Here is a 26,340-nt window from a genome sequence, read left to right on the forward strand (position 1 = left end):
CTGTCAGCATGCGCTCGACCATGGCAAGCGCGTCTTCCGGGCCGGTGGCCGGCATGACGAGCAGGAATTCTTCGCCGCCGACCCGGCCGAAACAATCGCTGCGGCGGACATTCTGGTGGATGCGGTGGGCGAAATCGCGCAGCACGAGATCGCCGGCGTGGTGGCCGAGCCGGTCGTTGATGCGTTTGAAATTATCGATGTCGAAGACGGCAAGGCAGCCGCTGCTGCCATGACGGGCGGCTTCAAGCATGTCTTCGACGCGCGCCATGACGAAGCGGCGGTTGGCGACGCCGGTGAGCTCGTCGGTGTAGGAGGCCTTGATCGCCTGGTCGCGATCCTGCCGGACAGTGCGGCCATGGACTTTCAGACGGGTGATGTCGCTGGCGATGCAGAGCATCCAGCCGTTCTTCTGCACCGCCTCGGTCATCCACAGCCAGCGGCCGTCGGCAAGATCCGTCTCGAAGGCGCGATAACCGATCTTGCCGCGACGCGACTGGGTGGAGCGCAGCCATTCCTCGAAATTCTCCGTGCGGATGACGGTGCCGCGGCCGAGATGGAAATTGCGCCGCATCAGATCCGGCCAGAGCGGCGTTTCCTCCGGCTCGATGAAATAGGCCGAGCGGAAGGCGCTGTTGGCATAGCGCAGCCGGTCATCGCCATCATAGACCGCCATCAGCGTTTCCGTCTGTGCGGAAAGATGGAGAAGCTGTTCGATTGTCTCGTCCATACCGGACCCTGTCTGGTTGCCCTGGCAAGAGATGGCGCAGAAATCCTATGAGAAAAGAGCCGCTCGGCAAGCAAAGGCGCTTGGGGTGATTACGGAAGCGTCAACACGCGCCATTCCCGCTGGTGATCGGACATCGGCTGCAACCGGATCGGCGCGGAAGGCATTCGATGCTGCGAGGCTGGGTCTCTCGCCGCCGCGGTGAAATGGCTGCCGCGGCGACAGGCAAGGGCTCGCCGCGGCGCATGCGGGGGAACCGCCTAGTTGGCCCGTGCGCGGTAATGCAGCCGCAAATTAGTTGACTGCGATAGTCAAGGATTATACGCGCTTCGGCCAGTTTTCTGCCAATCCGAAGCGTCAGCATGATCCCCGCCAACCTGTTTTCCGAAATCGCCCGCGCCGACGATCGCCCTGCCCTTGTTTTCCCAGGCGGACGGACGCTCTCCTACGCCGATCTCAACGCGCGGACGCGGCGCTTTGCCGAGCGGCTGGGAGGCGGGGAAAAGCGGCTCGTGGCGATTTCGGCCGAGATCTCGGAACATGCGATCATCGCCTATCTCGGCGCCTTGCACGCCGGCCACGCGGTTGCCATGCTGCCGCCCTGCGACGACAGGCTGTGGCGAGAGTTTCTGGCCGCCTTTGAGCCGGACTTCACCTACCGCCCGGCCGATGGCCGCTGGCGGCTCGTCTGGGAAAGCCGGCCCGGGCAAAGTGCTGCGCCGCTGCATCCGGATCTCGCTCTGCTGCTGATGACCTCGGGCAGTTCGGGCCTGGCGAAAGCCGTTCGCCTTTCCCATGCCAATCTTGACGCCAATGCGCGCTCGATCGCGTCCTATCTCGAGCTCTCCCCTTCCGACAGGACCGCGCTCGTCCTGCCGCTTCACTATTCCTACGGCCTCTCCGTTCTCCATTCGCATCTGGTTGCCGGCGGCAGCATCTTCATGCCTGATGTCTCCGTGGTCAGCGAGGATTTTGCACGGCTGCTCGGCGAAAGCGGCTGCACCAATCTTTCGGGCGTGCCCTATTCCTATGAGCTGATGGAAAGGACCGGCTTCCGGACGAAGGCGCTGAAGACGCTGCGCTTCATGACGGTGGCCGGCGGCCGGCTGGCGCCGGAACTGATCCGCCTCTACCGCGACCATATGCGCGCCAATGGCGGCCGCTTCTTCGTCATGTACGGCCAGACCGAGGCCGCCGCCCGCATCGCCTTCGTGCCGCCGGAGAGCCTGGGCAATCATGAAGAGCGGATCGGCATCGCCATTCCCGGCGGCAGCCTCAGCCTCGTTGGCGATGACGGGCATCCCATCGACCGAGCCGGTGTTCCCGGAGAACTCGTCTATGCCGGCCCGAACGTGATGATGGGCTACGGTACGGACCGCGCCGATCTTCAGCGCGGGGCCGAGGTCGCGGCATTGATGACCGGCGACATCGCCATGCGCGACGAGGACGGTTTCTTCCGGATCGTCGGCCGCAAGAGCCGTTTTGCCAAGGTCGCGGGGCTTCGGATCGGCTTCGACATCATGGAGCAGGTTCTGGCCGAAGCGGGGATCGCGGCGGCCGTCGTCGGCGACGATCACGGTCTGCAGGCCTATGTGAGCAATGCGCGTGACGCCGGCCGGGCGCTTCAGGTGCTCGTCGAGGCGAGCCACCTTCCGGCCAACCTCGTTAGCGTCAGGGTGCTAAGCGAGCTTCCGAGGCTTGCCTCCGGCAAGATCGACTATGCGGCGCTTGGCGAAGAGATGCTGGCGGCGCGCGAGACGAGCCGCGCGGCTGTGCTCAGCGTGCTCGATGCCTATGCGGGGGTGTTCTACCCCCACAAAGTGAGCCGCAACGACAGCTTCGTCTCGCTCGGCGGCGATTCGCTGCGCTTTCTGCAATTGACGATGGCGGTCGACCGGCTTGGCGTCGAGCTGCCGGAAGGCTGGGAGCAAAAGCGGATCGCCGAGCTCGATATCGGCGCGCGGGTCGCCGCGTCAGGCGGGAGCGCAGAGTTGAGGGCGCTGCCGACCGATCTGGTTCTGAGGGCAATCGCCATCCTGCTCGTCGTCATCCATCACCAGATGCTCTGGCCCATTCCCGGCGGATCGGGCGTGATGCTGCTCCTCGTCGGCTTCAGCCTGGCGCGCTTCCAGTCCGGCCATTTCCTCGCCGGCGATTTCCGCCATGCGCTGCGGCCTGCCATCAATGTGCTCATTCCCTATTTTCTCATCGTCGCCGCCTATGCGCTCGCCTGGCGCACCATTCCCTGGGCCTCGGTGACGCTGACCGGCAATTTCGGTTATGCCGAGCCGGAGCGTCACGAGATGCTTCCCTATCTCTACTGGTTCATCGAAGCCTATGCGCAGACGCTTCTCGTCTTCACGCTCGTCTTCGCCGTGCCTGATGTGCGCAGGCTGGCGCGATCGCAACCCTTCGCCTTCTCGCTGACGCTGCTGGCGCTCGCGGTCACCGCGCGGTTTTCGCTGCCGCACGTCTTCGACATCGGCCAGCGGCAGATCTTCACCCTCTACTGGGGCCTGCATCTCGGCCTGTTCGGCTGGTGCGCCGGCCTCGCCGGCAGGCCGGCGCAACGTATCATCCTGACGATCATTGCCGCCGCCGTGCTCGGTTATCTCGCCTTCTGGGAAACGCTCTGGATCGGCACAACCGTCAAATATCTGACGATCTTCGCCGCGCTGATGGCGCTTCTCTACCTGCCGCGCATTCCGCTGCCCGTGCGGCTGGGGCGGCTGGTGACGCTGATCGCCGCCTCCGCCTTTCCGACCTACCTGCTGCACCGCTTCGTGCCGGAACTGCTGATGTCCCAGGCAGCGGCCGCGCTGCCGGCTCCGCTCTTTCACCTGCTGGCGATATCAGGCGGCCTTGCGCTCGGCATCATCGCCAACAGAGCCGCGGCGGAGCTTCGCAACCTGCTGGGCGGTATGGCGATGACCCGCGGCACGGGCGGGCGGGCCATGGCGGCGGAGACGGCCTGAGCCGTTTTCGTTGCGGCTTTGGAGACAATCTCCGATGGGCCGTCAGGCGATGATTCTGGCTTTGCCGTTTTGCGCCAGAGGACGCGTCATTGCGCCGGCCGCACGGAAGATCCGGCACCATGACCCGGAAAGGCGTCCTGGAAGTATTGTCCTGGAGAGACACCGAAGGCCGTCCGGAACACTGCAATGAAAGCGCTGGGGCCTGAGTAGCCGAGCGAGAAGGCGATATCGCCGACGCTTCGGCCGGCCGCAAGCCACTCCACGGCTTTAAGCAGTTTCGCCTGCTGACGCCAGGCGCGGAAACTCATGCCCGTCTCGGATTGGAAATGGCGCTGAAAGCTGCGGGCGGACATGGCCGCACGTGAGGCAAGTTCATCGAGTGGCCAATCGGCACCCGGTTCGTTGCGGATGTCTGAAGCGATGCTGCGGAGGCGTTCGGATGCCGGCGAGGGAAGCGACAGCGGCGCGACCGTACTCGTCTGAAGCTGGTCGAGAATGACGGCGACGAGCCGTTCGGCAGGGGCACTGCCGGCATCCGCGCGCGGTATTTCCAGGAAGGCCAGGATCAGTTCGCGCAGGAGCGGCGTCGTACCGATCACTGAAACCTCGGAGGGCAGGTTCACGACCGCGTCGGGCCGGAAGAAGAGGTAGCTGCGCTCCGTCTCCTGCAGGTATGTCACTTCGTGCAGGACGCCTGAGGGCACGAATACGGCACGTTCAGGCGGAACGATGAAGTAGCCCCGCTCGGTCTCCAGCCGCAGCGAACCGCGAACGATCTGAAAGAGCTGGGCGCGGTGGTGCACGTGGAAAGAATAGGTTCGCCCGGCGGGCTCTGCTCCACCCTGAGCGACAGCGGTGTGCGGATAATCTCCAAATGCGTCTTCCGGCAGATGAACATTGGTCAGGTTGTCGCGGGCAATCATGGCGTCTCACAGACATAATTTGACAGACTGCCGATAACACGTCGGATGGCATTTCACTAGATTGATATCACCGCAACACAACTTGGACGTAGGTTATGACATTCGAACTCCGGCACATTGAAATTTCGGATCGTTTTGCTCCCAGCCTTCTGACGAAGATGGCAGCTTTGCGGTTTGCAGCGCCCGCCCTCCTTCGGTGGTGGCAACGGCGCGAAACGGAACAGGCACTCCAGTGGCTGTCGGACCGCGATCTGGAAGACATAGGCGTTGCCCGCCACGAGATTGGCGAGCTGGCGCGATCGCTAGGACCAATTGACGCGTTGCCCGCGAAGCGGCGGGCAAGGTGATGGCACTCCCGGTCCTCAGGCAACCGCTATCAGAGAGGTAAGAAAGATGCACGACGATGGCTTTTTTGACGATGAGGTCGCGGCTACCTACGATGATGCTGACGGGATCTCGGCCCCGGAGGTCGTTGATCCGGCGGTCGATCTCCTGGCCGAGGTCGCAGGCGGCGGGCGCGTGCTCGAATTCGCGATCGGGACCGGGCGCCTGGCGCTGCCTCTTGCGCGGAAAGGGGTGGAGGTAGAAGGCATCGAGCTTTCGAAAGCGATGGTGTCGCGCCTTCGCGCCAAAGAGGGCGGCGCGGAGATTCCGGTCGTGATCGGCGACATGGCGACAACCCGTGTCGAGAGGCGCTTTTCCCTGGTTTATCTCGCTTTCAACACGATCAACAATCTGACGTCGCAGGAAGCTCAGGTCGCCTGCTTTCAGAACGCGGCCGCGCATCTTGAAACTGGCGGGCGCTTCCTGATCGAGGTTGGCGTCCCGCCGCTTCAGCGGCTTCCGCTCGGCGAGACGATCCTGGCGTTCGACCGCCGCGAGACGCATTGGGGCGTCGACGAGTTTGACGTGGTAAGCCAGAACTTCACGTCCCATCACATCCGGATGCGGGACGGGAACTACCGAAGCTTCTCGGTGCCGTTTCGGTATGCATGGCCAGCGGAATTCGACCTTATGGCGCGGCTGGCCGGCCTGAAACTCAAAGACCGATGGGGCGGCTGGAAAAAGGAGCCGTTCACAAAGGTCAGCGATCGACATGTCTCCGTCTGGCAGAAGATCGCAGCTTAGGCCAGGAGATGAACGGCGAGGTCGCTCGCGACCGTGTCGAGCTCGGCCAGACCGATCTCCGCTTTACTCAGGCCGGTGAGCGGTCGCCACCGGCTTCATCCAGCTCGGGAGCTCCGCCTGGCTGCTTCCCAGCTCCTCAAAGGCTTCCGTGGCGAAGCTCGGCACGGCGCCTGTCCAGCGCAGCTCGCCATCCGCGTTGGAATGGCCGCCGCCGTCGAGCTTGTAGATGCTCTCGACGACATACTGGCCGTCATCATTGAGGCCCTTGATCTCGGAAATTTCGATGACCCGTCGCCGCCCGGTGCGCTTGAATCGGGCAATCTGGACGACGACATCGACGGCGGAAGCGATCTGCGAGCGCAGCGGCCGCAGCGGCATGTCGATATCCGACATCAGCGCCAGGGTTTCCAGCCGGTGCAGCGCGTCATAGGGCGTATTGGCATGGACGGTCGAAAGGCTGCCGCTGTGGCCCGATGTCATCGCCTGGATCATATCGAGCGCTTCGCCGCCGCGGCACTCGCCGACGATGATGCGGTCCGGCCGCATTCGCAAGGAAGAGCGAAACAGCTCGCGAATGCTGGCGCCGCCGCGACCGAACCTGTCGGGCTTGGTGACTTCGAGATAGACGACGTGCTCCTTGCGGATCTGCAGTTCCGACGTATCCTCGATGACGATGACACGCTCATGATCGGCGAAGGATTCCGACAGCGCGTTCAGCATCGTCGTCTTGCCGGTGCCGGTGCCGCCTGAGATGATGACATTCTTCTGCAGCCCGACCGCCGCCTGCAGCAAGGACAGCGACTCCTCCGTCAGACTGCCCTGGGTGACGAGGTCGCGAATGCTGCGATGTTCTCTCAGGAAGCGGCGGATGGAGATGCAGAGCCCGGTTCGGGCGGCCGGCGGCTGGATCATCTGCACGCGCGAACCGTCCGGCAGACGGGCTTCCACGCTCGGTTCCTCGGGCGTCAGCCGCTTGCCTGAGAATTGCGCGATGCTGCGCGCCGCCGATTCCAGATCCTCGCGGCTGGCGAAGCGCGTATCGGCGCGCTCGAGCTTGCCTCGCCTTTCGACAAAGATGTCGGAGGTTCCGTTGATCAGGATTTCGGAAACGCTCGGATCCTCGAGCAGGAAGCGGATGGGCGCCAGGAGCTTGTCCAGCGCCCGGGTCAGAACCTGGAAGGTCGCCTGTTCGGCAGCGTCGTCGGAAACGGCTTTCATCAGAGCGGCATCCCGACAAGGACGGAGCTCATGCCGAACAGCGTCACCATCATCTGAACCGCAGTCGGAAAGAACAGCATCAGTGGAATGAGGACCAATGCAAGTATCAGGACGCTGCTCATCGTTTCCATGGTTTTGTCTCCGGAACGACTGACGGGCCATAGCCAATATTGAAGACAAGCTTAATCCAGATCGGCAAGCAACGCCATGGGGGCGCCCTCGCCCGGCCGGCAATATAGGCGCGTTGCTTCTGTCTCCCCTATCGCCTTGAAACAATTGGCCAATAATGGAGCAGCTGGCGATATTCGCGAAAACGGCTTCACTGGATGCCTCACCCGAAAAAATTACCGCGTAATCAGCCGGTTAGCGTGAAAACGCCACCGTCAACTGCATTCCTTCAAGCGACGCCTCCAAGACAATTGGAACCCTGCCTTCCGTTTGCTTGACGGAGGGCTGGCCTTGGGCGCACTCTTGGGTCTTAATGATGTTGCTCAACAAGCGTTGGCGACCGGGGAAGAAAAGCAGAAGCAGAAAAAATCATTGGAACGAGCAACGTGCTGGTTCGGATCGATAGCGTATGCTCGCTTCTTCTTCACTAAGGTCTTCGATCCGAAACAAACCAAGGAACGAGGAATACGCAGATGTTTGGAAAACTCAAGACTCTCGCAATTGCACTTCACAAGGACGAACGCGGCGACATGGCCCAGATCGTCCTGGCCGTCGCCCTCATCGTCATTCCACTCATGCTGATCCTGCTCGCATTCGGCACCAAGATCGCCGGATGGTTCAACGAGAAGAACGAGGCCCTTACCAGCGCCGAGAGGATCCCCGAGCCGGGCCAATAAGCGGATCCGTGTCATGGATATGACCTACGATCTGACCCAGATGCCAGCGGCGGCGGCTCTTGCCGTCGCCTGCGCCACGACCGCGGCGGTGTTCGATCACCGCCATGGTCACATCCCGAACGCCGTGACCTATCCCTGCCTGCTTGCCGGCTTCATGCTGGCAGCGATCAGCGGCGGTCTGGCAGGGATCGGCCTGGCTTTCGCCGGCCTGCTTGCTGCAGGCACGATCTTCATTATCGCCTTCGCAGCCGGAAGCTGCGGCGGCGGCGATGTCAAGCTGATGGCGGCGCTCGGCGCCGTTCTCGGCCTCTGGCCCGCCATCGACGTGATGCTCGCATCGCTGATGATCGGCGGCATGATTGCGGTTTTGTCCATGGCGCGGCGGGTTCAATGGGGCGCGCTGGCCCGGAACGTCGGACTGTTCGCCCTGCTTCTGCCTGTCGGCATTCGAAGCGCCGCTTCTGTGCTGAAGCCGCGCGAAACCCATCATACCGTCCGTTTCGGCGTCGCCGCCGCTCTCGGACTTCTCTGGTGCCTGTTCATGCCTGATTTCACCCCTCTTGCCCTCGTGAGGTAACGGCAATGCGCGCGGAACTCGAACGCCCCACTTTCGACGGTGCTTTCTGGAGTTCGATCCTGCACTCGCGGACCTTCTGGATCCCTCAGGATCATGGCGCGCTTCTCGGCACCTTTGCGATCGCCTTGTTGCTTTTTGCCTCGATGCTGCTTCTGCCGCTGCTTTGCGCCCGCCGGCGGCGGATATCGGAGCTTCACGGCGATATCTCAGGCAGCACGACGATGATGGATTTCGTGCTGGTCACGCCGATCTTCGTCTTCTTCATGTTCGTGGTCTTCCAGTTCACGATCCTGGCGAAGAACCACCTCTTCACCCATTATGCCGCCTATGCGGCGGCCCGCAGCGCCCGCGTCTATTTCTGCCCGGCCCTGCCGATCACCATCCACAGCTTCATCGGCCCCAAGACCTGCGATAACGACGCTGCAGCGGGCAAGGCCGATCTTGCCGCCCGCCTGGCGCTGATCCCGGCCGCTCCCTACGACCAGCTGAAATGCGTCGGCGCCTGCCAGCCGCCGGAAGATGCGCTGAAGAACCTTGCCGACGCCTCGGGCCTTTCGAAGAACTGGCGCGCGATGCGCAACCAGGCGCGCTACATGTTCGACCCGCAGAACGTCACGGTCACCGTCGACCGCGCCCCGATGGCGCTCTTTGCCGCCATCAACCGCACGCCGAATGTGCCCGTGACGGCCAAGGTCGAAGCGCGCTTCCTGCTGCTCGAATATGCCGGCTGGGTGTTTGCCCGTGGCCAGCGGAAGGATGGGCGCTACTATACGATTTCGACGGCGGAGGTGAACCTGCTATGACACCGTCCTTCATCCATCGCCTGCACCGCGACCAGCGCGGCTTCCTGTCGCCGATCATCCTCTACATGACGATTGCGCTGGCGCTGATGATCGTCTGGATCCTGAACACCGGGCAGATGATCTACGACAAGCAGCGCACCCAGGATACCGCCGATGCCGCCGCACTCGTCCATGCCGACTGGGAGGCGCGTTATCTCAACATCATGGCGATGAACAATGTCGCCTCGTCGCAGGCAACCGTCGTCATGGCAACGTCGGTCGCTTACCAGCTGACCACCGCGGAACTGGCGCTGCGCTCCGCCGCCATTCTGGCGAAACTCGCCCAATATTCCTTCACCGAAGGCTTCGGACCGGCGTCGCTCCTGCCGCCGCTGCCGCCGATGCCCTACTGCCCCGGCTGGCAGAAGGTTCCGATCGTCGGCGGCATCATCTACGGCGCCTGCCTGGCGTTCCAGGGGTTCCGGGCGACCGAAGCCACCAAGGCGATCGCCTATACGGTGGCGGCGCAGGTCAAATACGATCCGCTGGGTCTGATCAACAAGTCCAGCGACATCATCGATGCGATGAATGACCTGAACGATTACCTCGTCGAAAGCTTTCCCGAGCGGGTCGGCAACGACGCCTTGCATCTGGTTCGTTTGAACAAGTCGGATCACGTCGTCTTCCATCCGCCCTGCGAATCCTGCGGTCAGGCCGGAGAAGGCGCCGGCGGCAACCTGCCGGTGGACCGCGACGGCGTCAATCCAGCCGCCGCCTATACCGAAATGTGCCTTGCCATGTCCTATGGCACCCAGGGACAGGATCCGTTCCTGATGCGCGGCGAATACGCCAATCGCGGCTTCCCGAACGGCAAGGGTCCGTTGACGGCAGGCGGCGTCGACGGCAGCCATATCCGCGACTGGGTCAACCACGAGAGCGGCATCGACGATCAGCTGGTGGAGTTCTACATCTTCTACGAAGCCTTTGGGCCGGCCTATCTGAGCAAGGTCCCGTTCAAGGCGATTGTCGAGCAATATGCCGGCGATCTCAGCTGGTGGCAGGAACTGGCGCTCGATGCCAGCTTCTGGATCGCCGACAAGGTCTTCGGCGTCGGCTTCGGCATCACCAACCCTTTCCAGCTGCCGATCGACGTGCCACCGCGTTATTCCGACAAACAGACGAAGGACGAGAACGATTTCACCCGCAAGTTCGACATGATCTGGAACCAGGTCTGTGGTCCGGCGGGCGGGGCGATATCGGTGAGCGGCGCCAGCCTGCCGCTCCTCTCCTTCCCGAAACCCTATTGGCTGAAGGGACGCATCCCCTTCAACTTCACGCCCTTCGGAGGCGACCAGCTCACCGACTACCAGACGCTGGCCATCGTTTCGCGGGCGCCGCGCGCCAGGCTCCAGGTCCGGCTGTTCAAGGACAAGACGCCGTCCGCTTATGCGCTCGCGCAGAGCTGGGTCCATAATTACACGGCCTTCGATCTCTACACGCAGGACTGGCTTGCCTCGCTGGCGCCAGCGACACTCGCCGACGATATCGGCGCTGTTTCCGGCACCATCAAGCAAAGCCCGGCCGCCGACAGTTTCACCGGCCTGACGCGCGTCTTCGACCAGGGAGGAGCCAATGCCTGGGCTGCCGTCAACACACACTGAGCAAGCCGGTGACGCTCCGGCCGGCGGGTTCATGATGCGGCTGCACCGCGACCGGCGTGGGCTTGCTTCGATCGAATTCGTCCTCGCCGCGCCGGTTATCCTGCTGATCGTGATCTTCGTCATTCACGCCAACAAGATCTCCACCAAGAAGGTCGCAACCATGCTTGCCATGCGCAATGCCGCCTTCGCCGAGGCGAGCGGCCTGAATTGCACCTCTGATTTCTCCAACGTCTTCCCGATCCCGGCCTTGCCGGCACTGCCCGGGGGAGACGCGATCAACTGCTCGCGCACCCCTTCGCATGAAGGCGACGGCGATCCTCAGCGGACCTTTGTCTGGGATGACGTGCAGAAAACCCTCAAAGGCAATGGTCGCGACTTCGGCGATATGGTCGGCGAGCTTGCCGACGAGAAGCCGCAGCTCGTCACCGCGACCGCCGACCGCGTCTACAAGTTCAGGGATTCCGACGATCTTGACACCATCCGCAGCATCCGCTGGAAGGATGCGTTCACGGTGGACGACTCGACGCTGTTTATCTCGCACAACAACGATACCACGCGGCGCGGCTACGACCCGACGCTGCGTCGGGAAATCCGCGATGTGGCCAGCGATTCCGGCGATCTCTTCGACGGCGTCTTTCCGGGGGCGAAGTGACATGGCACAGCGATCACGCATCTCCGTTCATCTCCTCGGCACCGCCCTGGTCGTCGGCCTCGCCGTGATGGCGACACCGGGCCGCGCCGAGATCTACAAGGATATCCGGGTGACGCTGAATTCCATGCTGGCCGGCATTCTCGGGACGCCGGAACGGGCGCCGCGCGATCTCGTCATCAACGGCCAGCCGCTCGAGTTCACCCCCTACCAGAGCGATCGCAGCATTTCCGAGATCACCGACGAGTGGCTGCGGGTGCTGGCCGCCAATACCCGCCCCGCCATGCCGAAAAGCAGCGACCGGGAGGAACTGACCGCCGTCATCGCCGCCAACATGATGATCGTCCCGAAGGTCAGCCGCATCCGCGACGATCTTGCCGTTGTCGTGCGCTTCTTCGACGGCGACGGCGAGGCTGCGCTCGCCTACATGAGACGGCAGGATCCGAATGATCCTTCGGCGAGAGCGCCGATCGCGGGCGTCTCGATCATGATCAGGCGGCCTGCCGACGCGCCGATGACCGAAGTGCTGATGAGCCGCTTCGACGATGTCGCCGCCACGCTGCCGGCCTTCGCCGCCCCTGCCGATGTCGCCAAGCTGCCGACGTCGCTGCGTCCGCCGGCCGGCGTCGAGGTGCTGAGCGATATCGGCGACCATGACAAAGGCCATATGTCGCGCACGGTCGTGTCGAAGGGCACGCTCGCCGCCGCGCGCTGGTCCGATCAGCGCGCCGACCTGCTTGTCCGCGACGGCTTCACCATCGAAACGCCGCCGGCTGAGCGCGGCGGCGTCACCGCGCTTTACGGCCGGCGCGGCAGCGTCGAGGCCAATGTTCTCTACACCAGAAGCAGAACCGACGGCAGGACCGTTGAGGTCATTCAAATCAGGCAACCCTTCGTCGAAGGAACAACACCATGAACTGGAAGCTCATTGCCGCTGTGATCGTCGGGCTGATCACCGGCGTTCTCCTCTACTTCTGGACAGAGAGCGTCAAGAACGAGCAGGTGGCCTATGCCTTCATGCGGCTCCAGCCCGACAAGAAGGTGACGAGAGGACAGGCGATCACCCCCGACATGCTCGCCGAACCGGTGATGCTGCCGGAAAGCTTCGGGGCGCTCGCCAAGCTCGCCGTGCCTGCCGCCAGCGCCTATCAGGAATGGCTGAAGGACCGGACGGCGGCGGCCGACATTCCGGCCGGCTCGGTGCTGCTCTTCCAGTATTTCGACGATACCGACGGCGGTCGGCTGACGACGATGATCGCGCCCGGCAAGCGGGCGCTCACCCTGCCGGTCAATGCCGCCGAGGCCGTCGGCCATTTCGTCGAGCCGGGCAGCTATGTCGATATTCTCGGCACGGTCGACGAACCGGTCGAGCCGGTGGCGCCGCCCGCCGCGACGCAGCCGGGAACGCCCGGGCAGCCACCGGCCGCACCCGGCCAGACGCCCGCCGCAACCACGCAGCCGCCAGCGCCGGCCCAGCCGCCCTCGCCGGTCGAGCAGATGCTGAAGAACTATCTCACCCAATATCCCGGCGCCGACGAGAACGACATCAACGCCTACCGGAAGCAGGCGCAGGACTACAAGCTCGGCATCAGTTCGCGCACCCGCGTCGTCACCCGCACCTTCCTGCAGAACGTCAAGGTGCTCGCCGTCGGGGCGGCGACCACGCCGGAAGGTGCGGTCACCAAGGCCAATAGCAGCTATAATCACGTGACGGTCGAAGTGACGCCGTCGGAAGCCGAGATGCTGATCTTCGCCATGGGCCAGGCGAACGGCAGCCTCAACCTCGTGCTGCGCAATCCGACGGACAATAGCGTCGAAGACCTGCCGAGCATCAACTGGACGCGCATGTGATCGTTTCGGGGATTTGAGCCATGCTGTTGAAGATTTCCTATGAGGACGGCAGCGGACGGGAGGTAATCCCGCTCTCGGCGAATGAGACCTATTTCGTCGGCGAAAGCAGCACGCTTTCGCTGCCCGCCGGCGCCGGCGTCGTGCGCCTGCGCGGCAGCCACGTCTCCTCGCCGCAATTCGTGTTGCGCAAGTCCGGCCAGGGATGGTCGGTGCAGCATCATGGCCGCAACCCGACCCGGGTCGACGACCAGCCGCTTCGGGCCGGCACGCCGGTGGCGGTCTCGGCCGGCATGTCGATCTGGGTGCCGAATGTCACGATCGAACTGGTCGAGCCGGCGGCGGCGCCGGAGGCGGTGACGCAGTTTCCGGACCAGGAGCGGGTGTTGGCGCTGCAGATGGAAATCCATGAGCGCTTGCTAAAAGACACGCAATATGACCGGCTGGTGAAATCCTCCGATTTCGGCCGCGAGGAGACGCGCAGCCGCATTCGCGAGCGCCTCGACCTGTTCATCAAGGAGGCGCTGGACGCCGCACCGCAGGATCTCGTCATCCTCGTCATCAAGAACGCCGTCTACCGGTGGCTGGCAAAACGCATTGCCCGCACCGGCCGGCGCGACGGCGCGTCGAATGCGGCAAGCCTCGCACGCGAAGAGCAGGACAACCGCCGGCTCTTCGATGTCGGCAAGGCGCTGATCTCGGCGCTGCAGCTGAAGCTGAACTTCGAATCCACCCGTTCCGACTTCGCCCAGCTCGACACCAAGTTCGGCGCCGCCTTCCAGGCCCGCCAGGCGCTGTTCAACGCCGGCGACCGCTACGAGATCGCCCATATGCACCTGCGCTCGAATATCGAGGAGCTGATGTATCGCTGGGGCACGATCTCGGAACTGATGGATCTCGACGTCATCTCGGAAATCATGGTGACGCGGTATGACGAGATCTATGTCGAAAAATTCGGCCTGCTGGAGCGATATCCCTTCGCCTTCGCCAATGAGCGTCAGCTGATGAAGGTGATCGAGCGCATCGCCGTCGATTCCAACCGCTCGATCAACGAGAGCGAGGCTATGGCCGACTTCCGCATGCCGGACGGTTCGCGCGTCAACGCCGTCATCCCGCCGCTCGCCGTCAAGGGCGCCTGCCTCACCATCCGCAAATTCGGCGGCAAGTCGCGACTCGACATCAGCAAGCTGGTGGCCGCCGGCGCGCTCAGCGAACCGATGCGCGCCTTCCTCGAGGCGGCGGTGCGCGCCCGCAAGAATATCGTCGTCTCAGGGGGAACCGGCTCCGGCAAGACGACGCTGCTGAACAGCCTGTCGCAATTCATTCCGGTCGGCGAGCGCGTCGTTGCCGTCGAGGACACGTCCGAACTGCAGCTCGACGGCATTCACGTCGTCTATCTGCAATCGCGGCCGAAGACGGCGGAGAGCGAAACCAGCGTCACCATCCGCGACCTCGTGCGCAATGCGCTGCGCATGCGTCCCGACCGCATCATCGTCGGCGAGTGCCGCGGCGCCGAGGCGATCGACATGCTGCAGGCGATGAACACCGGCCATGCCGGCTCGATGACGACGGCGCATGCCAACACGCCGCAGGACATGATGACCCGGCTTGAGGTGATGGTGCTGCAGGGCCAGAGCTCGCTGCCGGTGACGGCGATCCGCCAGCAGATCGTCGCCGCCGTCGAGCTCGTCGTGCAGCTCAACCGTCTGGAAAGCGGCCGGCGCGCCGTCACCGAGATATCGGAGGTCATCGGCATCGATCCGGATACCGGCCTCATCATCGTCGAGCCGATCTTCAATCTCGTCGGCCGCGCCGGCGGCCAGGCGGCGCATGCCTTCACCGGCTATCTGCCGAGCTTCGTCGCCGAGCTCGTCGCCTTCGGCGAAGACGGCGAGATCAAGAACCTCGATATGTTCGTTTGAGGGTGGAACCATGGACATCAGCCTTCTGCAGATCCTGACGATCGCCCTCGGCGCAGTGACCGCGGGGCTGCTCGTCTGGGGCGCGCCGATGCAATGGCCGGCACCGCTGCTGCGCGCCACCGAACGCGATATCGCGCTCGCCAGCGAAGCGGCCCAGGTCTTCGGCCGCGACGCCGTGCCGCCCTATACGATGATCCTCGCCTATACGATCACCGCCATCATCGTCTTCGCTCTGATCTCGCTGATCTTCGGGCCGATCTTCGGCATCGTCGTTGCCATTCCCGTCGCCTTCTTCCTGCCCAAGGCGATGATCCGTTATTTCCTGCGGCGCCGCTGGCTGCAGATCGAATCGCAGCTTCCCTATGCCGTCGACCAGATCGTCTCGGCGGTGCGCACCGGCAAGCCGCTCGCCGTCGCCGTCAATGCGGTTGCCGACACCGGCCAGATGCCGGCTTCGCGCGAATTCGAGCGCATCGCCCGCGAACAGAAGCTCGGCATCGGCCTGGTCGAAGCGCTCGACCGCCACGGCCGCACGGTTCCGAGCCTGCATTTCAAGATGGTCGACGCCGCCCTCGGCCTGTTTGCCCGCCAAGGCGGCGACATATCCGAGCCGCTGACGGAAATGTCGAAATCCTTCAAGGAGATCTGGAAGCTCGACCAGAAGATCAGCACCTCGTCGTCACAAGCGCGGATGAACTTCCGCGTCGTTAATGGCGGCGCGCTGTTCATGATCCTGATGATCTTCTTCGGCCAGCCTGAGCTGATCGACAAAGTGTTCGGCAACGCCATCGGCATCGTCATCGCGATCGTCGGCGCCATTCTCTACGCCACCGGTTTCTTCTGGATGCGCTCGATGATGAAGGTGTCGGTATGATGTCGGCAATCCCCCTAGCCCCGATCATCATTGTCCTTGCCGGCGTCACTGCGGCGCTCATCGTCTGGTGGATCGGCGATCTCCTCGGCAGCATCAAGGTGGTGCGGCGGTCGGCCGGTGGCGACGGGCCGCCGCCGAATATCGTCGACAGCATCGGCATGCGCACGCCGGTCGAATTCGTGCTGAGGCAGTTCGAGCCGCTTCTGGCCGATTTCGGTGCGCAGCTCGAAAAGAAGCTGATCTATGGCGGCCGGCCCTTCGGCGGCGTGACCGGGCGTGAATATATCGCCCTTCTCGTTGTCCTCAGCCTCTTCGGCTTCATCCTGCTCGGCGTGCTGTTCGGCATTGCGAGCGGCAGCGTCATCGGCGGGCTGGCCGCCGGCCTGATCCTCGGCTTCATCCCCGCCATCTATTTCTGGGTCGTCGCCGACGACAAGATGCAGGACCGTAAGGAACGCATCTCGCGCGAATTTCCCTATTTCCTCGATCTCGTTGTCATGACGCAGCAGGCGCAGGCGACCCTGCCGGAAAGCCTGCGGCTCTATGCCGAGGCAGCACCCGGCACCGTGATGACCGAGGAGATCGAGCAGACGCTGAAGGACGTGGCGCTCGGCACCGGCATGATCGAGGCGCTGCAGCGCCTGGAGGCGCGCATGACGGCCGAGGAGGTGGTGCGCGTCATCCGCGCCGTCATCCAGGGCGAGGTCGAGGGCAGCAACCGCGTCGAGCTTTTGCGCGAACATGCGCGCGATCTGCGCTTCCGCCGCTGGGAAAAGGCCGACAGGGCCAGTGAGAAGCTGAAGGCCAAGATCGTCATGCCGGCGATGTTGATCGTCGTGTCGATCCTTCTTCTGGTGCTGGCGCCTGCTATCGTCGAGATGATGTCGAGTGGGATGTTCTGATCATGGTCTTTTCCTTCTTTCGCGGCAACAAACCGAGCCTTCTGCAGACCGGCCCCGGCGGCCAGAGCCGCAGCCATGTGCTCGACCGGGCGGAAATGTCGATCGGCCGGGCAGCCAATGCCGATATCGTCGTCGACGATCCGTTCCTGGCGCCGATCCACGCCCGCATCGAAAAGCAGAGCGACGGCGGCTTCATCATCCGCCGCATGGGGCTGAACCCAATCATGCTGCGCGGTGAGGCGCTGCTGCAGACCGCCTCGCTCAAAACAGGCGACAGTTTCCGTCTCGGCAAGGATGTCGAATTCCAGTTTCTGGAGAAGGCGCCGGCCAAGGAGGCGCCGAAAAAGGAGGCTGCCAAGGCAGACGACGGCAAGCCGAAAAAGCCGCTCTTCAAGCAGCCCGCCTTCCTCGCCGCCATTGGCCTCGTCTACCTCGCCGTCGTCGGGATCATCGGCTACGTCATCCTCTCCGGCGGCGGCAGCACGGAGGCCGGCCCGACGGCCGAGCGCATCAATGCCGAAGCCGCCCGCATCCCGACATGCATCAAGAACGCCAGGCGCCTGCGCCAGGTTTCCGAGCAGACTTTCAACGGCGCCGTCGGCGGCCGCGTCGGCCGCGACGGCGACGTCACCTATGCCGCCCTTGCGCTAGCAGCCGAGCCCGCCGACGACGCGGCGCTGGCAAAGGCGGCGGAGCCGATCGTCGAGGCCTACAAGCGCACGGCGCTCGCCGCCCTTGCCTCGGAAAACCGCGGCAACAACACGCTGGCGCAGAGCCTCTACCAGCAGACCTACGATCTCGTTCCCGACGTCAACTGCTCGGCCGCGCGTTTCGCGCTGCAGCGCCGCGCCGCCACCAAGCCGCCGGCGCGGCGGTGATTGGCGGTTCGAAACTCTTCAAAACGGCTCGGAGGGTCGACCGGCCAGCGCGCGTCGTAGTCACGCCTACGGCCAAGCCGGCCGGTCGATCAGGGGGCCCGCAGATTCGCCTGGCAAGTCTGCGAAACCCCTGAATGCCGGAGGCAGCTTGAGTATGCCCTCGCCACGCCTTTCGCCTGACGAAAATCCGCTCCGGCAGAGTTAGCCTTCAATGGTTTGGCTTTGCTACGTTTGTCCGGACGCGATGCCGTCCGGATTAGCCTCATTTGTTGCCGGGCCCGCTCGAACCGCAGTCGTTGCAGTTGAAGTTCTCCGGGTTGCCCTTGTTTGTTGAGGTGTCCTTGGTGCCGCTGCTGCTTCCTGCATTGTCGTTCGGCGGCGGGTTGCCGCTTTCGCCCATAGTTGTGGTCTGGTCCCGTGAATTGCTGCTTGCAGCAAACGTCGACTGAAGCCCACCGAGCAGAAGTGCGAGGGCGGTGAAAACCGAAAGCGTAAGTCTGGACATGGTACATGCTCCTTGATCGGGGTTCACTAACATCAGGCATGCGCCAGAGTGTTCCTTTTGGAGATGTGCTGGCTTCCCCTCTGGCGCTGGTCGCCAACGGACTACGAATCCTCGCCCCGCCTCGCGGCGGGAGCTGAATCGGATGTTAGGATTCTCCTCATTGGAAGTCGGCTATCGGCTTCAACGCGCGATACTCAATCCATCTGACACGTGAGAACGTTTTGCCCATAGCAAAAACCTCCATTTCCGACTGATCTCTGCAGCCGGAGGAGGATTTATGCCTTCCCATAAGATAAAAAGACTATAATCAGAGCGGCGACAGATCAACTTACTAATTGTGTGATTTTCTTAGTTAATTTGGGCTAAGACGTGAGTAGACTTGCACGCCCGGGGATCGGACTCTATTTGCGTCGACCGCTTCGCGGCTCCTGTTCCATTGGAGGCGGCACCCTTATGAAGCGTCGCCACATGACGGTCTCAGTGGTATCATGAACCGGCACGGTCGCGGTGTCGGGCAGCCGGATGGTGCATGTTGCGTCAATCGCCTGGACTTCATTCGGCGCATCTCCTGAGGGGAGACAGCCATGGCAACCGCAAGAGCAGAACGGCGGCTGGCCGCGATCCTGGCCGCTGACGTCGTCGGCTATTCCCGCCTCGTCGAACATGACGAGACTGGGACGTTTTCGGCCCTCAAGGTTCTGCGCCGGGAGGTGATCGATCCGCTGCTGGCCGAGCATCAGGGCCGTATCGTCAAGCTGATGGGCGACGGTGCGCTCGTGGAGTTCGGCTCGGTCGTCGATGCCGTCGCGTGCGCCGTCGCCATCCAGAAGGGGGTTGCCGAGAACCAAGCGGATATCCCGACGGAGCGACGCATCGTCTTCCGGATCGGAGTCAATCTGGGTGATGTGATCCACGAGCTCGATGGGGATCTCTACGGCGATGGCGTCAACATCGCGGCCCGCCTCCAGACCTTGGCGGATCCGGGGGGCATTTGCATTTCCGGCACGGCCTACGATCACCTCCAGGGCAAGCTTGACTGCGACTTCGAATACCTCGGCGAGCGCGCGCTGAAGAATATGGAAAGGCCGGTGCGACTGTACCGCCCCCTTCAGGAAAGGACGGCCGCCGGAACGGCATCGTTGAGGTCTGCACTTCCGGAGCGGCCATCCATTGCCGTGCTGCCGTTCAATGCCCTGAGCGCCGAGCCGGAGCAGGACTTCTTCAGCGATGGGCTGACCGAGGACATCACCACTGCGCTATCCAAGCTCAAGGGCTTCTTCGTGATCGCCCGCAACACGATGTTCACCTACAAGGGAAAGCCCGTGGATGTGCGCGCCATCGGGCGCGAACTCGGGGTCCGCTATGTTCTCGAGGGGAGTGTCCGCAAGTCCGGCAGCCGGATGAGGGTGACCGCGCAGCTCATCGATGCGGCCTCCGACGTCCATCTCTGGGCCGAGAGGTACGACGGCGACCTCGGCGAGATCTTCGCCATTCAGGACGAAATCACCGCAAGCGTCGTCGGCCGCATCGGCCCGGAACTCCTGGCGGCGGAGCATGCTCGCGAAAGCCCAAAGCCGCATCATGGCCTTGATGCCTGGGAATGTGTCGTGCGGGCGGTGTTCCTGTGTTCCCAACTGTCTGAGGAGAGCAGCAGGAAGATGCTCCCGCTGCTCGATCGGGCAATCGAACTTGCCCCCGGCTATGCCCAGGCGCTCGCCATGAAAGGTTGGATTACCACGTGGCGCGCGTTCCAGGGGTGGGAGGACATGGGATATGCCTTGGCCCTTGCCAGGGATGTCGTCCAACAAGCCATGGCCGCGGACGATAAGGAACCGTGGACTTACCTTGCGCAGGCGATGATAGCCTTTGCGACGCGCGACAATGTCCTGGCGGTGGCAGCGATCAGCCAGGCTGTCGCGATCAACCCCAACTCCGCGTTTGCACACGGCCAGTTGGGACTTGCGCATGCCAACGGGGGCCGCGCGGCGGACGCCATTCCTTGCATCGACTACGCCCTCAGACTGAGCCCGCGCGAGGCTTTTCTCGGCGACTTTCAGTTTTACTACGCCATGGCTCATTTCCAGGGCGCGAATTACGAACTTGGATTGAGTTACGCACGGGAGGCGCATCGATTGCGGTCCGGCCATGCGGTTCCACTGATCATTGGCACGGCCTGTGCCGGACTTCTCGACAACCGGGAGGCTGCCACGGACTTGCTCGAACGGCTTAAATCGCTAGTTCCTGACATCTCACGGGACGCGGTCGGAGCAACATCTTCTTTCGTCCGCGCCGAGGATCGGGCGCGTCTGATCGAAGGACTTACCCGTGCCGGCCTGAATTGACGTGTTGGGTTGACCTCGAGAACCGATAGTGGCGTTAGCTACCGAATGCTGCAACGCTGCTTCTTGCATGTCTCAACGCCTGAGCGCCCGCCTCGTCCTTCGAGGCCCCTGCGGGGCACCTCAGGATGAGGCTCTCTTGAACCCCGGCGCTACGGTCGGGCGAGGTTGCCCCTGCACATGCGGAGAGCATCTGGCATCCGCGCCGACCCTGGCATAAATTGATTTCATCAAGGGAGGAACCATGATGCAGAGGCATGCGCCGGACTTCAGCCTTGAGGGCAAAGTGACTTTGGTAACAGGAGCGAGCCGCGGTATCGGTCGGGCTTGCGCGCTTGCCTGTGCCGCGGAAGGCTCCGATATTGTTTTGGGAGTTCGCAATGTCGCAGCGGCGGCGGATCTGGTTGCCGAAATCGAGGGTGCGGGGCGAAAAGCCCTCGCCGTTGAACTGGACCTTCCCAACAAGGGCCATATCGCCCAAGCCGTCGACGCGGCGCTGACGACATTTGGTGGGATCGACGTCCTCGTCAACAATGTCGGCGTGGCTCCAGGCAATCTTGCGGAACTCGTCGAGGAGAAGGACCTCGACGAGATCCTCGATGTCAACATCAAGGGCACCTTCCTGATGACGCAGGCCGTCGGTCGTCAGATGATCAAGCAGAATGGCGGCCGGATCATCAGCATCAGCTCACAGGCCGGGACCGTGGCGCTGCGCGGCGAGGCGATCTATTGCATGAGCAAGGCGGCCATCAATCACCTCTCGCGCTGCCTTGCGGCCGAATGGGCCCGCTATAATGTCACCGTCAACACCGTATCGCCGACCTTCATCCACACGGATGGGACGGCGCCCTTTCTATCCGACGCCGCCAATCGCCAAGCGACGCTCGATCACATTCCCCTCGGCCGGATCGGTGAAACCGATGACGTGGTGGGCGCCGTCGTGTTCCTAGCATCGCCGGCTGCGAGCCTGATCACCGGTGCGAACCTGCTGGTGGACGGGGGATGGTCCGTGGCGTGAGTCCGAGGCCACACCATCGGTAGAGGCGATCCGAAGCGCCTTATGCCGCGCGTTCGTAGCACCTGAACCCGCCGATGCTGGATAGCGTGTCCTCACGACTCCTATGTGCTACGTCGCCCAAAGAGCCGCCACCGGACTCGTAGGGGACGCGCTGCTCCTCAGCCTATCGACGACCTGTGTATGGCCCAGAGAAGGCGACGTGCATCTGCAATGTCCGAGGCTCAAGAATGACGATCCTTCCATCACCATGGGTGAAGAACAGGCCCGAATTCTTCTTCGCCCGTTCCAAGCCGTCGCAGTAGAATAGTTCGTTCTTTTGCTTATCGCAGCGCTTCTGCAACGCAGCCAGAATCGCACCATCCTTGGGCGAGCGGGTTTCTAGGTCAGAGATGTTGATCGGCGTTTCCATCCACTGGGCGTAACCATCGTCTTGTCCCTTGGCACGCTTTAGGGCATTCAGGAAACCAATACCAAGCTCATCGATAATGATGTTAAGATTCGCGGCGAGACGGACGGTCCTGACCGCAGCCGCGTTGTACCCGGCGAGTGTCAGGCCCTCGCCGGAACCAATATATTCGATGCGCATGCCACCCGGTATATAGGTCTCCTTTGCGACCTCCGGCGGCCGGTTCATATACGCAGAATTCGTGTACCACGTCCGTGCAAACGGAAGCAGCAGCAATACGAAAACGGCCAGATATGCGCGCTTGGGTGGGCCTATTGAAGTGTTCCCCTCATCAGAATTGGGCCGTCTATGGGATAGGCCCGATAAAGAAAGGACTGTTCCCTGGTGAACATGTTGAGCGACTGAGGCACAAGCCTGATCGGGCTGAGCCAAGAGGCGCCGTTGGCCGGCAGAATGAAATCGGTCCTCAGCAGGCGCGGCGCGTTCTTCGCGACATCGTCACCCAAAGCGCCCCAACGAAACGCCGTGGCATTCATGGCAACGATCGTCAGCGGGCCCGTCTTCGAGTAGTCAAACGCTTGCCAGCTGGTCGGCGTATCCGCCGTCGAGACGATATAGGCCCGGGTTGGGTAACGCCGCTCCCGTTTGCACATCCTCATGATGTCGACCTCGTTGACATCGCGGATCACCGCTTCCGCCAACGGACATAGGCCGGTCGGAATGAGGAACACCCGGCCATCGCGAGCCTTGAATGCAAGCGCCTTGCCCTCGGACTGCTGGCAATCCCAAGACGTGAAACGCCGGAGCCATTGGCGGGCATGTCCGAATTCCGTTTTGACCGAGGATGTCAGAACCTCGTCGCCGACGAGAACGGTGCCGCTTACCTCATATCTGATCTTCGCCGTGCAAAAGAGGCCGAAGCGATCGGCGGGGGCATGGTGCCAAGCAACGACCGTGACAACGACCAACACCGCAGCCGTGATCCATAAGGCAATGTTGGCGACATACTTCCGCATAAACGCTCCATACACGTCTGCTGCATACGCCGGGTACAGGCGGTGGTGGAAGCAGCTAAACGCACGGCTGGTTGCGTTTTTGTTAAAACTCGCGGCAAAGTACAAATTTGGCAGCAAATCACTGGGCGGCGGCATGACCGGCATCTAGCCGACGATTTCGACGCAGAAATCAATAAAGGCTCGAACCTTTGCCGGTATGTGATGGCGGGAGGTGTAGAAGCAGTGCAACGGAAAGGTCTCATCGGGCCAATCCGGATAGAGATCGACCAGCTGGCCGCAATCGAGATAGGGCTTCATGCCGAGCGAGAAGACTTGGGCAATGCCGATCCCGGCGAGACAGCTAGCAAGGGCCGTACCGGCATCATTGACGAGGATGCGCCCATGCGTTTGGATCGGCACCACCTTCTTTCCGCGCCGCAACTCCCATTCGAAAGGCCTGCCCGTCAAAGGGTTCTGATACTGGATGCAGGTATGATCGGTCAGGTCGGCAGGCAGCTTCGGCGTGCCGTGCCGTTCAAGATAGGACGGCGCAGCAACCGTGATCACCCTCGTGCGAAACAGCTGCCGGGCAATCAGCGAGCTCTTCGCCGGGATTTCGCCGAAGCGCACCGCCACATCCATGCCGTCGGCGACAAGATCGCCGATCTCGTTCCTTGTCACCAGCTCGAGCTGAAGATCGGGATAGCGATCGAGAAAGGTGCCGAGCTTCGGCGCGAGGATCAGCCGCGAAAAATAGGGATCAACATTGATCCGCAGCCTCCCACGCACCGTCTGCGTCGTTCCGGCGGCATAGGCAGCGGCTTCTTCGATGCCGCCAAGTAGCGGCACGACCTGCTCGTAGAAACGCGTGCCGTCATCGGTGAGCCTCAGGGAACGGGTCGTCCGCTCGAGCAGGCGCACGCCGATGCGGCTCTCAAGTCGCGCCACCGCTCGGCTGACTCCGGAAGCTGTCAGCCCCAGCGCCTCGCCCGCCCGCGCGAAACTGCCGCTCTCAACGACGGCGGCCAGCACGCTGACCCCATTCAGCAATCGTCCGTCGAACATCATCCAATTCCTGATATTTTATCATGAACTATCTGACAAAAGGTCAATTCAGTCAAAAGCGACTTTGGCGCATCTTTTATTTCATCGCGGCGCAAGCCGCTGCCAAAAGGAGTCCGAGAATGTTTGCTGTGACTGGAATAACAGGTCAGGTCGGCGCCGTGGTCGGCGCGAAATTGATGGATCAGGGACTTCGTATCCGTGCAGTCCTGCGAAATGCGGAAAAAGCAGGCGCCTGGCGGGATCGCGGCGCGGAAATCGCTATTGCTCAAATGACGGACGCGTCGGACCTCGCCCCGGCCTTCGATGGCGCCGAGGGCGTCTTCCTGCTTCTGCCGCCAAGCTTCGATCCCGCGCCGGGTTTCCCGGAGGTGAAGGCAATCATCGAAGCACTGAAGACCGCCCTCACAAAGGCGTCACCCAAGAAGGTGGTCTGCCTGTCGACGATCGGCGCTCAGGCAAAGCAGGAGAATCTGCTGAGCCAGCTCGGCCTCGTCGAGCAGGCAATGTCGACACTCCCGATGCCGGTCGCGTTCCTGCGCGCCTGCTGGTTCATGGAGAATTCAGCCTGGGACATCGCGCCGGCAAGGGAGAGCGGCATCATGCCAAGCTTTCTGCAGCCGCTCACCAAACCCGTGCCAATGGTTTCCGTGCGCGATGTCGGCGCTGCTGCGGCTGAAATGCTGCAGGAGGACTGGACCGGTAAACGCATCGTCGAGCTTGAGGGTCCTTCCCGCATCACGCCGCTGCAGATGGCGGAGGCCTTCTCTGCCGTGCTCGGCAAGAGGGTCCGTGCCGAGCCGGTCGCAAGAGAGACATGGGAAGCGCTGTTTTTGAACCAGGGCATGCAGAACCCCCGGCCCCGTATGCGCATGCTTGACGGCTTCAATGAAGGCTGGATCGAGTTCGAAGGTGGCGAGGCCCGATCGCGCAAGGGCACAACGACCTTTGAGACCGCCATCCGCAAACTGGTCGAACGCGGTTGATGATACCGCCGTGGCGGCTTCAGCGATTCCATGGAGGTCGCAACCTGAAGACGAGGCGCCTGCCCCGGCATAAGTCCCATACGAAGGCGCGTCAGGACGAGTCCCGAACGAGCCCATCTATGTACGTCTGGAGGGAAATCGATCCGCGAATTGAGTCCTCGGGATATTCGGGGCCATCGGCGGTGAGAGCCGTCATCCTGGCATATGAGTGAGCCGCCGCGTCGGAGAAGCCCAAATTGCGGTATGCGTCTTCCCAGGCTTCGCGCGGGATCACGTCGACGCGAACGGTCCGGCCGAGGGCGGCGGCGAAGGCTGCGGCAACATCATTGGGGGAGTATCGTTCCGGCCCTTCGACGGAGTATATGCCGATCTGTTCGATCGGCTCCTGCAGCAGCCGTGCAGCCACTCTTCCCAGATCCTCCGGCGCGACCATCGGCAGCCTGAGGTCGGCCGGGAGCATGGTCGACAATACCCCGTCCTTCCTGACGTGGCCCGCCATCGTATCCCAGTTGCTGTAGTAATAGGCTGCGCGGATAACACTGGCGGGAATCGGCTGATTTCTCAGGCCCGCCTCCAGTTCATAAAGTACGTTGAGATCGCCGCATTGCTCGCCCGGCTGCGCGCCCATGGTTGATTGCGCCACCACCTTCTCCAGTCCCGAGCCTTCGATCGCCTCGAGCAGGCAGCGCACGGTCTCGCGTTCCTCCCGATCCGTATCGCTCGAGATGTCAGCGTTCGGGTTCAACAGGAAGGCCCGCTTCCCGCGGCGGAACACCGTCCGCATCGAGGTCACGTCGTGGACGTCGGCGAGCGCAACCTCTGCGCCCCGCCGTCGCCATGCGCCCGCCTTCTCAGAGTTTCGTGTGACGATGGTGACGGGTTCGCCCTCAGCGAGCAGCCTCTTCGCCACGGCTGAACCGACCCGCCCCGTCCCTCCAACAATGATGTACATCGGCCATGCCTCCCGCAATCATGCCGAGCACAACACTTCGCCGCTGCCAAAGGTTCCCTTGCCGTCGCCCGAACAGTTCACCGATCGGAGTGCCTGCAGCTCGTCAGCGGGACTTGGCCCCTGCGGCTCAATGCCTCACGCGATTGACGCTTTTATGGGCCGTGATACGCA

Annotated in this window: 26 protein-coding genes; 17 read left to right on the forward strand and 9 right to left on the reverse strand. The window is 62.8% G+C overall.

Features of this window, described 5'->3' with window-relative positions; all coding sequences use genetic code 11:
• Window positions 1-727, reverse strand: a 727-nt coding sequence (locus tag PH551_RS25365; RefSeq protein WP_285195489.1) for a GGDEF domain-containing protein, incomplete at its 3' end; no start/stop codon positions are given.
• Between the two features lie 359 nt (window positions 728-1,086).
• Here PH551_RS25365 and PH551_RS25370 point away from each other — a divergent pair.
• Window positions 1,087-3,699, forward strand: a complete 2,613-nt coding sequence (locus PH551_RS25370; RefSeq protein ID WP_285195490.1) for an AMP-binding protein — start codon at window positions 1,087-1,089, stop codon at window positions 3,697-3,699.
• 86 nt (window positions 3,700-3,785) lie between these two features.
• Here PH551_RS25370 and PH551_RS25375 read toward each other — a convergent pair whose 3' ends face one another.
• Window positions 3,786-4,622 carry an AraC family transcriptional regulator gene (locus PH551_RS25375; RefSeq protein ID WP_285195491.1) on the reverse strand — a complete coding sequence of 279 codons (837 nt, stop codon included), beginning with the start codon at window positions 4,620-4,622 and terminating at the stop codon, window positions 3,786-3,788.
• Window positions 4,623-4,717: 95 nt separating this feature from the next.
• Here PH551_RS25375 and PH551_RS25380 point away from each other — a divergent pair, with 95 nt between their 5' ends.
• Both PH551_RS25380 and PH551_RS25385 read left to right on the forward strand, forming a co-directional pair.
• Window positions 4,718-4,969 carry a DUF1127 domain-containing protein gene (locus PH551_RS25380; RefSeq protein ID WP_097598925.1) on the forward strand — a complete coding sequence of 84 codons (252 nt, stop codon included), beginning with the start codon at window positions 4,718-4,720 and terminating at the stop codon, window positions 4,967-4,969.
• Window positions 4,970-5,015: 46 nt separating this feature from the next.
• Complete coding sequence (locus tag PH551_RS25385) at window positions 5,016-5,750, forward strand: class I SAM-dependent DNA methyltransferase (protein ID WP_285195492.1); 735 nt, start codon at window positions 5,016-5,018, stop codon at window positions 5,748-5,750.
• 63 nt (window positions 5,751-5,813) lie between these two features.
• Here PH551_RS25385 and PH551_RS25390 read toward each other — a convergent pair whose 3' ends face one another.
• Complete coding sequence (locus PH551_RS25390) at window positions 5,814-6,968, reverse strand: TadA family conjugal transfer-associated ATPase (RefSeq protein ID WP_285195493.1); 1,155 nt, start codon at window positions 6,966-6,968, stop codon at window positions 5,814-5,816.
• A complete protein-coding gene (locus PH551_RS25395) occupies window positions 6,968-7,099 on the reverse strand; it encodes a hypothetical protein (RefSeq protein WP_257784635.1) in 132 nt (43 codons plus the stop codon). Before PH551_RS25395 ends, PH551_RS25390 begins: the two co-directional genes overlap by 1 nt.
• 510 nt (window positions 7,100-7,609) lie before the next feature.
• Between PH551_RS25395 and PH551_RS25400 the strand changes: the two genes are divergently transcribed.
• Genes PH551_RS25400 through PH551_RS25450 form a run of 11 tightly spaced genes read left to right on the forward strand, consistent with a single transcriptional unit; the run spans window position 7,610 to window position 17,906 of the window.
• Window positions 7,610-7,813: a Flp family type IVb pilin gene (locus PH551_RS25400; protein ID WP_085781002.1), complete on the forward strand. Its 204-nt coding sequence runs from the start codon at window positions 7,610-7,612 to the stop codon at window positions 7,811-7,813.
• Between the two features lie 13 nt (window positions 7,814-7,826).
• Entirely contained in the window at window positions 7,827-8,390 is a 564-nt protein-coding gene (locus PH551_RS25405; protein ID WP_085781001.1) for an A24 family peptidase, read from the forward strand.
• A 5-nt stretch (window positions 8,391-8,395) separates the two neighbouring features.
• Entirely contained in the window at window positions 8,396-9,193 is a 798-nt protein-coding gene (locus tag PH551_RS25410; protein ID WP_285195494.1) for a TadE/TadG family type IV pilus assembly protein, read from the forward strand.
• Complete coding sequence (locus PH551_RS25415) at window positions 9,190-10,833, forward strand: TadE/TadG family type IV pilus assembly protein (protein ID WP_285195495.1); 1,644 nt, start codon at window positions 9,190-9,192, stop codon at window positions 10,831-10,833. Before PH551_RS25410 ends, PH551_RS25415 begins: the two co-directional genes overlap by 4 nt.
• Entirely contained in the window at window positions 10,805-11,485 is a 681-nt protein-coding gene (locus PH551_RS25420) for a TadE/TadG family type IV pilus assembly protein (protein WP_285195496.1), read from the forward strand. Before PH551_RS25415 ends, PH551_RS25420 begins: the two co-directional genes overlap by 29 nt.
• A gap of 1 nt (window position 11,486) precedes the next feature.
• Entirely contained in the window at window positions 11,487-12,398 is a 912-nt protein-coding gene (locus PH551_RS25425) for a hypothetical protein (RefSeq protein ID WP_285195497.1), read from the forward strand.
• Window positions 12,395-13,333, forward strand: a complete 939-nt coding sequence (gene cpaB / locus PH551_RS25430) for a Flp pilus assembly protein CpaB (protein ID WP_285195498.1) — start codon at window positions 12,395-12,397, stop codon at window positions 13,331-13,333. Before PH551_RS25425 ends, cpaB begins: the two co-directional genes overlap by 4 nt.
• 20 nt (window positions 13,334-13,353) lie before the next feature.
• The gene (locus PH551_RS25435) at window positions 13,354-15,252 is read left to right on the forward strand and encodes a TadA family conjugal transfer-associated ATPase (RefSeq protein WP_285195499.1); all 1,899 of its coding nucleotides are present in this window, start codon (window positions 13,354-13,356) and stop codon (window positions 15,250-15,252) included.
• 10 nt (window positions 15,253-15,262) lie between these two features.
• Entirely contained in the window at window positions 15,263-16,126 is an 864-nt protein-coding gene (locus PH551_RS25440; RefSeq protein ID WP_285195500.1) for a type II secretion system F family protein, read from the forward strand.
• Complete coding sequence (locus tag PH551_RS25445) at window positions 16,123-17,028, forward strand: type II secretion system F family protein (protein WP_183701437.1); 906 nt, start codon at window positions 16,123-16,125, stop codon at window positions 17,026-17,028. Before PH551_RS25440 ends, PH551_RS25445 begins: the two co-directional genes overlap by 4 nt.
• Before the next feature lie 2 nt (window positions 17,029-17,030).
• Window positions 17,031-17,906, forward strand: coding sequence for an FHA domain-containing protein (locus PH551_RS25450; protein WP_285195501.1), 876 nt, complete (start codon window positions 17,031-17,033; stop codon window positions 17,904-17,906).
• Window positions 17,907-18,168: 262 nt separating this feature from the next.
• Here the strand turns inward: PH551_RS25450 and PH551_RS25455 are convergent, their stop codons facing one another.
• Entirely contained in the window at window positions 18,169-18,411 is a 243-nt protein-coding gene (locus PH551_RS25455; protein ID WP_285195502.1) for a hypothetical protein, read from the reverse strand.
• Between the two features lie 584 nt (window positions 18,412-18,995).
• Between PH551_RS25455 and PH551_RS25460 the strand changes: the two genes are divergently transcribed.
• A complete protein-coding gene (locus tag PH551_RS25460) occupies window positions 18,996-20,753 on the forward strand; it encodes an adenylate/guanylate cyclase domain-containing protein (protein ID WP_285195503.1) in 1,758 nt (585 codons plus the stop codon).
• 244 nt (window positions 20,754-20,997) lie between these two features.
• The gene (locus PH551_RS25465) at window positions 20,998-21,768 is read left to right on the forward strand and encodes an SDR family NAD(P)-dependent oxidoreductase (protein WP_285195587.1); all 771 of its coding nucleotides are present in this window, start codon (window positions 20,998-21,000) and stop codon (window positions 21,766-21,768) included.
• Window positions 21,769-21,931: 163 nt separating this feature from the next.
• Here the strand turns inward: PH551_RS25465 and PH551_RS25470 are convergent, their stop codons facing one another.
• The 3 genes from PH551_RS25470 to PH551_RS25480 all read right to left on the reverse strand — a co-directional run bounded on the left by PH551_RS25470 (window position 21,932) and on the right by PH551_RS25480 (window position 24,234).
• Window positions 21,932-22,402, reverse strand: coding sequence for a hypothetical protein (locus tag PH551_RS25470; RefSeq protein ID WP_285195504.1), 471 nt, complete (start codon window positions 22,400-22,402; stop codon window positions 21,932-21,934).
• Window positions 22,403-22,485: 83 nt separating this feature from the next.
• Window positions 22,486-23,334, reverse strand: a complete 849-nt coding sequence (locus PH551_RS25475) for a hypothetical protein (protein ID WP_285195505.1) — start codon at window positions 23,332-23,334, stop codon at window positions 22,486-22,488.
• Complete coding sequence (locus PH551_RS25480; protein ID WP_285195506.1) at window positions 23,335-24,234, reverse strand: LysR family transcriptional regulator; 900 nt, start codon at window positions 24,232-24,234, stop codon at window positions 23,335-23,337.
• A 119-nt stretch (window positions 24,235-24,353) separates the two neighbouring features.
• On the opposite strand from PH551_RS25480, the gene PH551_RS25485 reads away from it, so the two are divergent.
• The gene (locus PH551_RS25485; protein WP_285195507.1) at window positions 24,354-25,217 is read left to right on the forward strand and encodes an NmrA family NAD(P)-binding protein; all 864 of its coding nucleotides are present in this window, start codon (window positions 24,354-24,356) and stop codon (window positions 25,215-25,217) included.
• A gap of 91 nt (window positions 25,218-25,308) precedes the next feature.
• On the opposite strand, the gene PH551_RS25490 is transcribed toward PH551_RS25485, so the two are convergent.
• Entirely contained in the window at window positions 25,309-26,169 is an 861-nt protein-coding gene (locus PH551_RS25490) for an NmrA family NAD(P)-binding protein (RefSeq protein ID WP_285195508.1), read from the reverse strand.
• Window positions 26,170-26,340 lie beyond the last annotated feature (171 nt).

This window comes from Rhizobium atlanticum, assembly GCF_030182485.1.
GTDB lineage: Bacteria > Pseudomonadota > Alphaproteobacteria > Rhizobiales > Rhizobiaceae > Rhizobium.

Bases quoted from the DNA above. Each gene is read 5' to 3' on its own strand.
- PH551_RS25370 (WP_285195490.1), top strand. From the start codon at position 1,087: ATGATCCCCGCCAACCTGTTTTCCGAAATCGCCCGCGCCGACGATCGC.
- PH551_RS25375 (WP_285195491.1), bottom strand. From the start codon at position 4,622: ATGATTGCCCGCGACAACCTGACCAATGTTCATCTGCCGGAAGACGCA.
- PH551_RS25380 (WP_097598925.1), top strand. From the start codon at position 4,718: ATGACATTCGAACTCCGGCACATTGAAATTTCGGATCGTTTTGCTCCC.
- PH551_RS25385 (WP_285195492.1), top strand. From the start codon at position 5,016: ATGCACGACGATGGCTTTTTTGACGATGAGGTCGCGGCTACCTACGAT.
- PH551_RS25390 (WP_285195493.1), bottom strand. From the start codon at position 6,968: ATGAAAGCCGTTTCCGACGACGCTGCCGAACAGGCGACCTTCCAGGTT.
- PH551_RS25395 (WP_257784635.1), bottom strand. From the start codon at position 7,099: ATGGAAACGATGAGCAGCGTCCTGATACTTGCATTGGTCCTCATTCCA.
- PH551_RS25400 (WP_085781002.1), top strand. From the start codon at position 7,610: ATGTTTGGAAAACTCAAGACTCTCGCAATTGCACTTCACAAGGACGAA.
- PH551_RS25405 (WP_085781001.1), top strand. From the start codon at position 7,827: ATGGATATGACCTACGATCTGACCCAGATGCCAGCGGCGGCGGCTCTT.
- PH551_RS25410 (WP_285195494.1), top strand. From the start codon at position 8,396: ATGCGCGCGGAACTCGAACGCCCCACTTTCGACGGTGCTTTCTGGAGT.
- PH551_RS25415 (WP_285195495.1), top strand. From the start codon at position 9,190: ATGACACCGTCCTTCATCCATCGCCTGCACCGCGACCAGCGCGGCTTC.
- PH551_RS25420 (WP_285195496.1), top strand. From the start codon at position 10,805: ATGCCTGGGCTGCCGTCAACACACACTGAGCAAGCCGGTGACGCTCCG.
- PH551_RS25425 (WP_285195497.1), top strand. From the start codon at position 11,487: ATGGCACAGCGATCACGCATCTCCGTTCATCTCCTCGGCACCGCCCTG.
- cpaB (WP_285195498.1), top strand. From the start codon at position 12,395: ATGAACTGGAAGCTCATTGCCGCTGTGATCGTCGGGCTGATCACCGGC.
- PH551_RS25435 (WP_285195499.1), top strand. From the start codon at position 13,354: ATGCTGTTGAAGATTTCCTATGAGGACGGCAGCGGACGGGAGGTAATC.
- PH551_RS25440 (WP_285195500.1), top strand. From the start codon at position 15,263: ATGGACATCAGCCTTCTGCAGATCCTGACGATCGCCCTCGGCGCAGTG.
- PH551_RS25445 (WP_183701437.1), top strand. From the start codon at position 16,123: ATGATGTCGGCAATCCCCCTAGCCCCGATCATCATTGTCCTTGCCGGC.
- PH551_RS25450 (WP_285195501.1), top strand. From the start codon at position 17,031: ATGGTCTTTTCCTTCTTTCGCGGCAACAAACCGAGCCTTCTGCAGACC.
- PH551_RS25455 (WP_285195502.1), bottom strand. From the start codon at position 18,411: ATGTCCAGACTTACGCTTTCGGTTTTCACCGCCCTCGCACTTCTGCTC.
- PH551_RS25460 (WP_285195503.1), top strand. From the start codon at position 18,996: ATGGCAACCGCAAGAGCAGAACGGCGGCTGGCCGCGATCCTGGCCGCT.
- PH551_RS25465 (WP_285195587.1), top strand. From the start codon at position 20,998: ATGCAGAGGCATGCGCCGGACTTCAGCCTTGAGGGCAAAGTGACTTTG.
- PH551_RS25470 (WP_285195504.1), bottom strand. From the start codon at position 22,402: ATGAACCGGCCGCCGGAGGTCGCAAAGGAGACCTATATACCGGGTGGC.
- PH551_RS25475 (WP_285195505.1), bottom strand. From the start codon at position 23,334: ATGCCGGTCATGCCGCCGCCCAGTGATTTGCTGCCAAATTTGTACTTT.
- PH551_RS25480 (WP_285195506.1), bottom strand. From the start codon at position 24,234: ATGTTCGACGGACGATTGCTGAATGGGGTCAGCGTGCTGGCCGCCGTC.
- PH551_RS25485 (WP_285195507.1), top strand. From the start codon at position 24,354: ATGTTTGCTGTGACTGGAATAACAGGTCAGGTCGGCGCCGTGGTCGGC.
- PH551_RS25490 (WP_285195508.1), bottom strand. From the start codon at position 26,169: ATGTACATCATTGTTGGAGGGACGGGGCGGGTCGGTTCAGCCGTGGCG.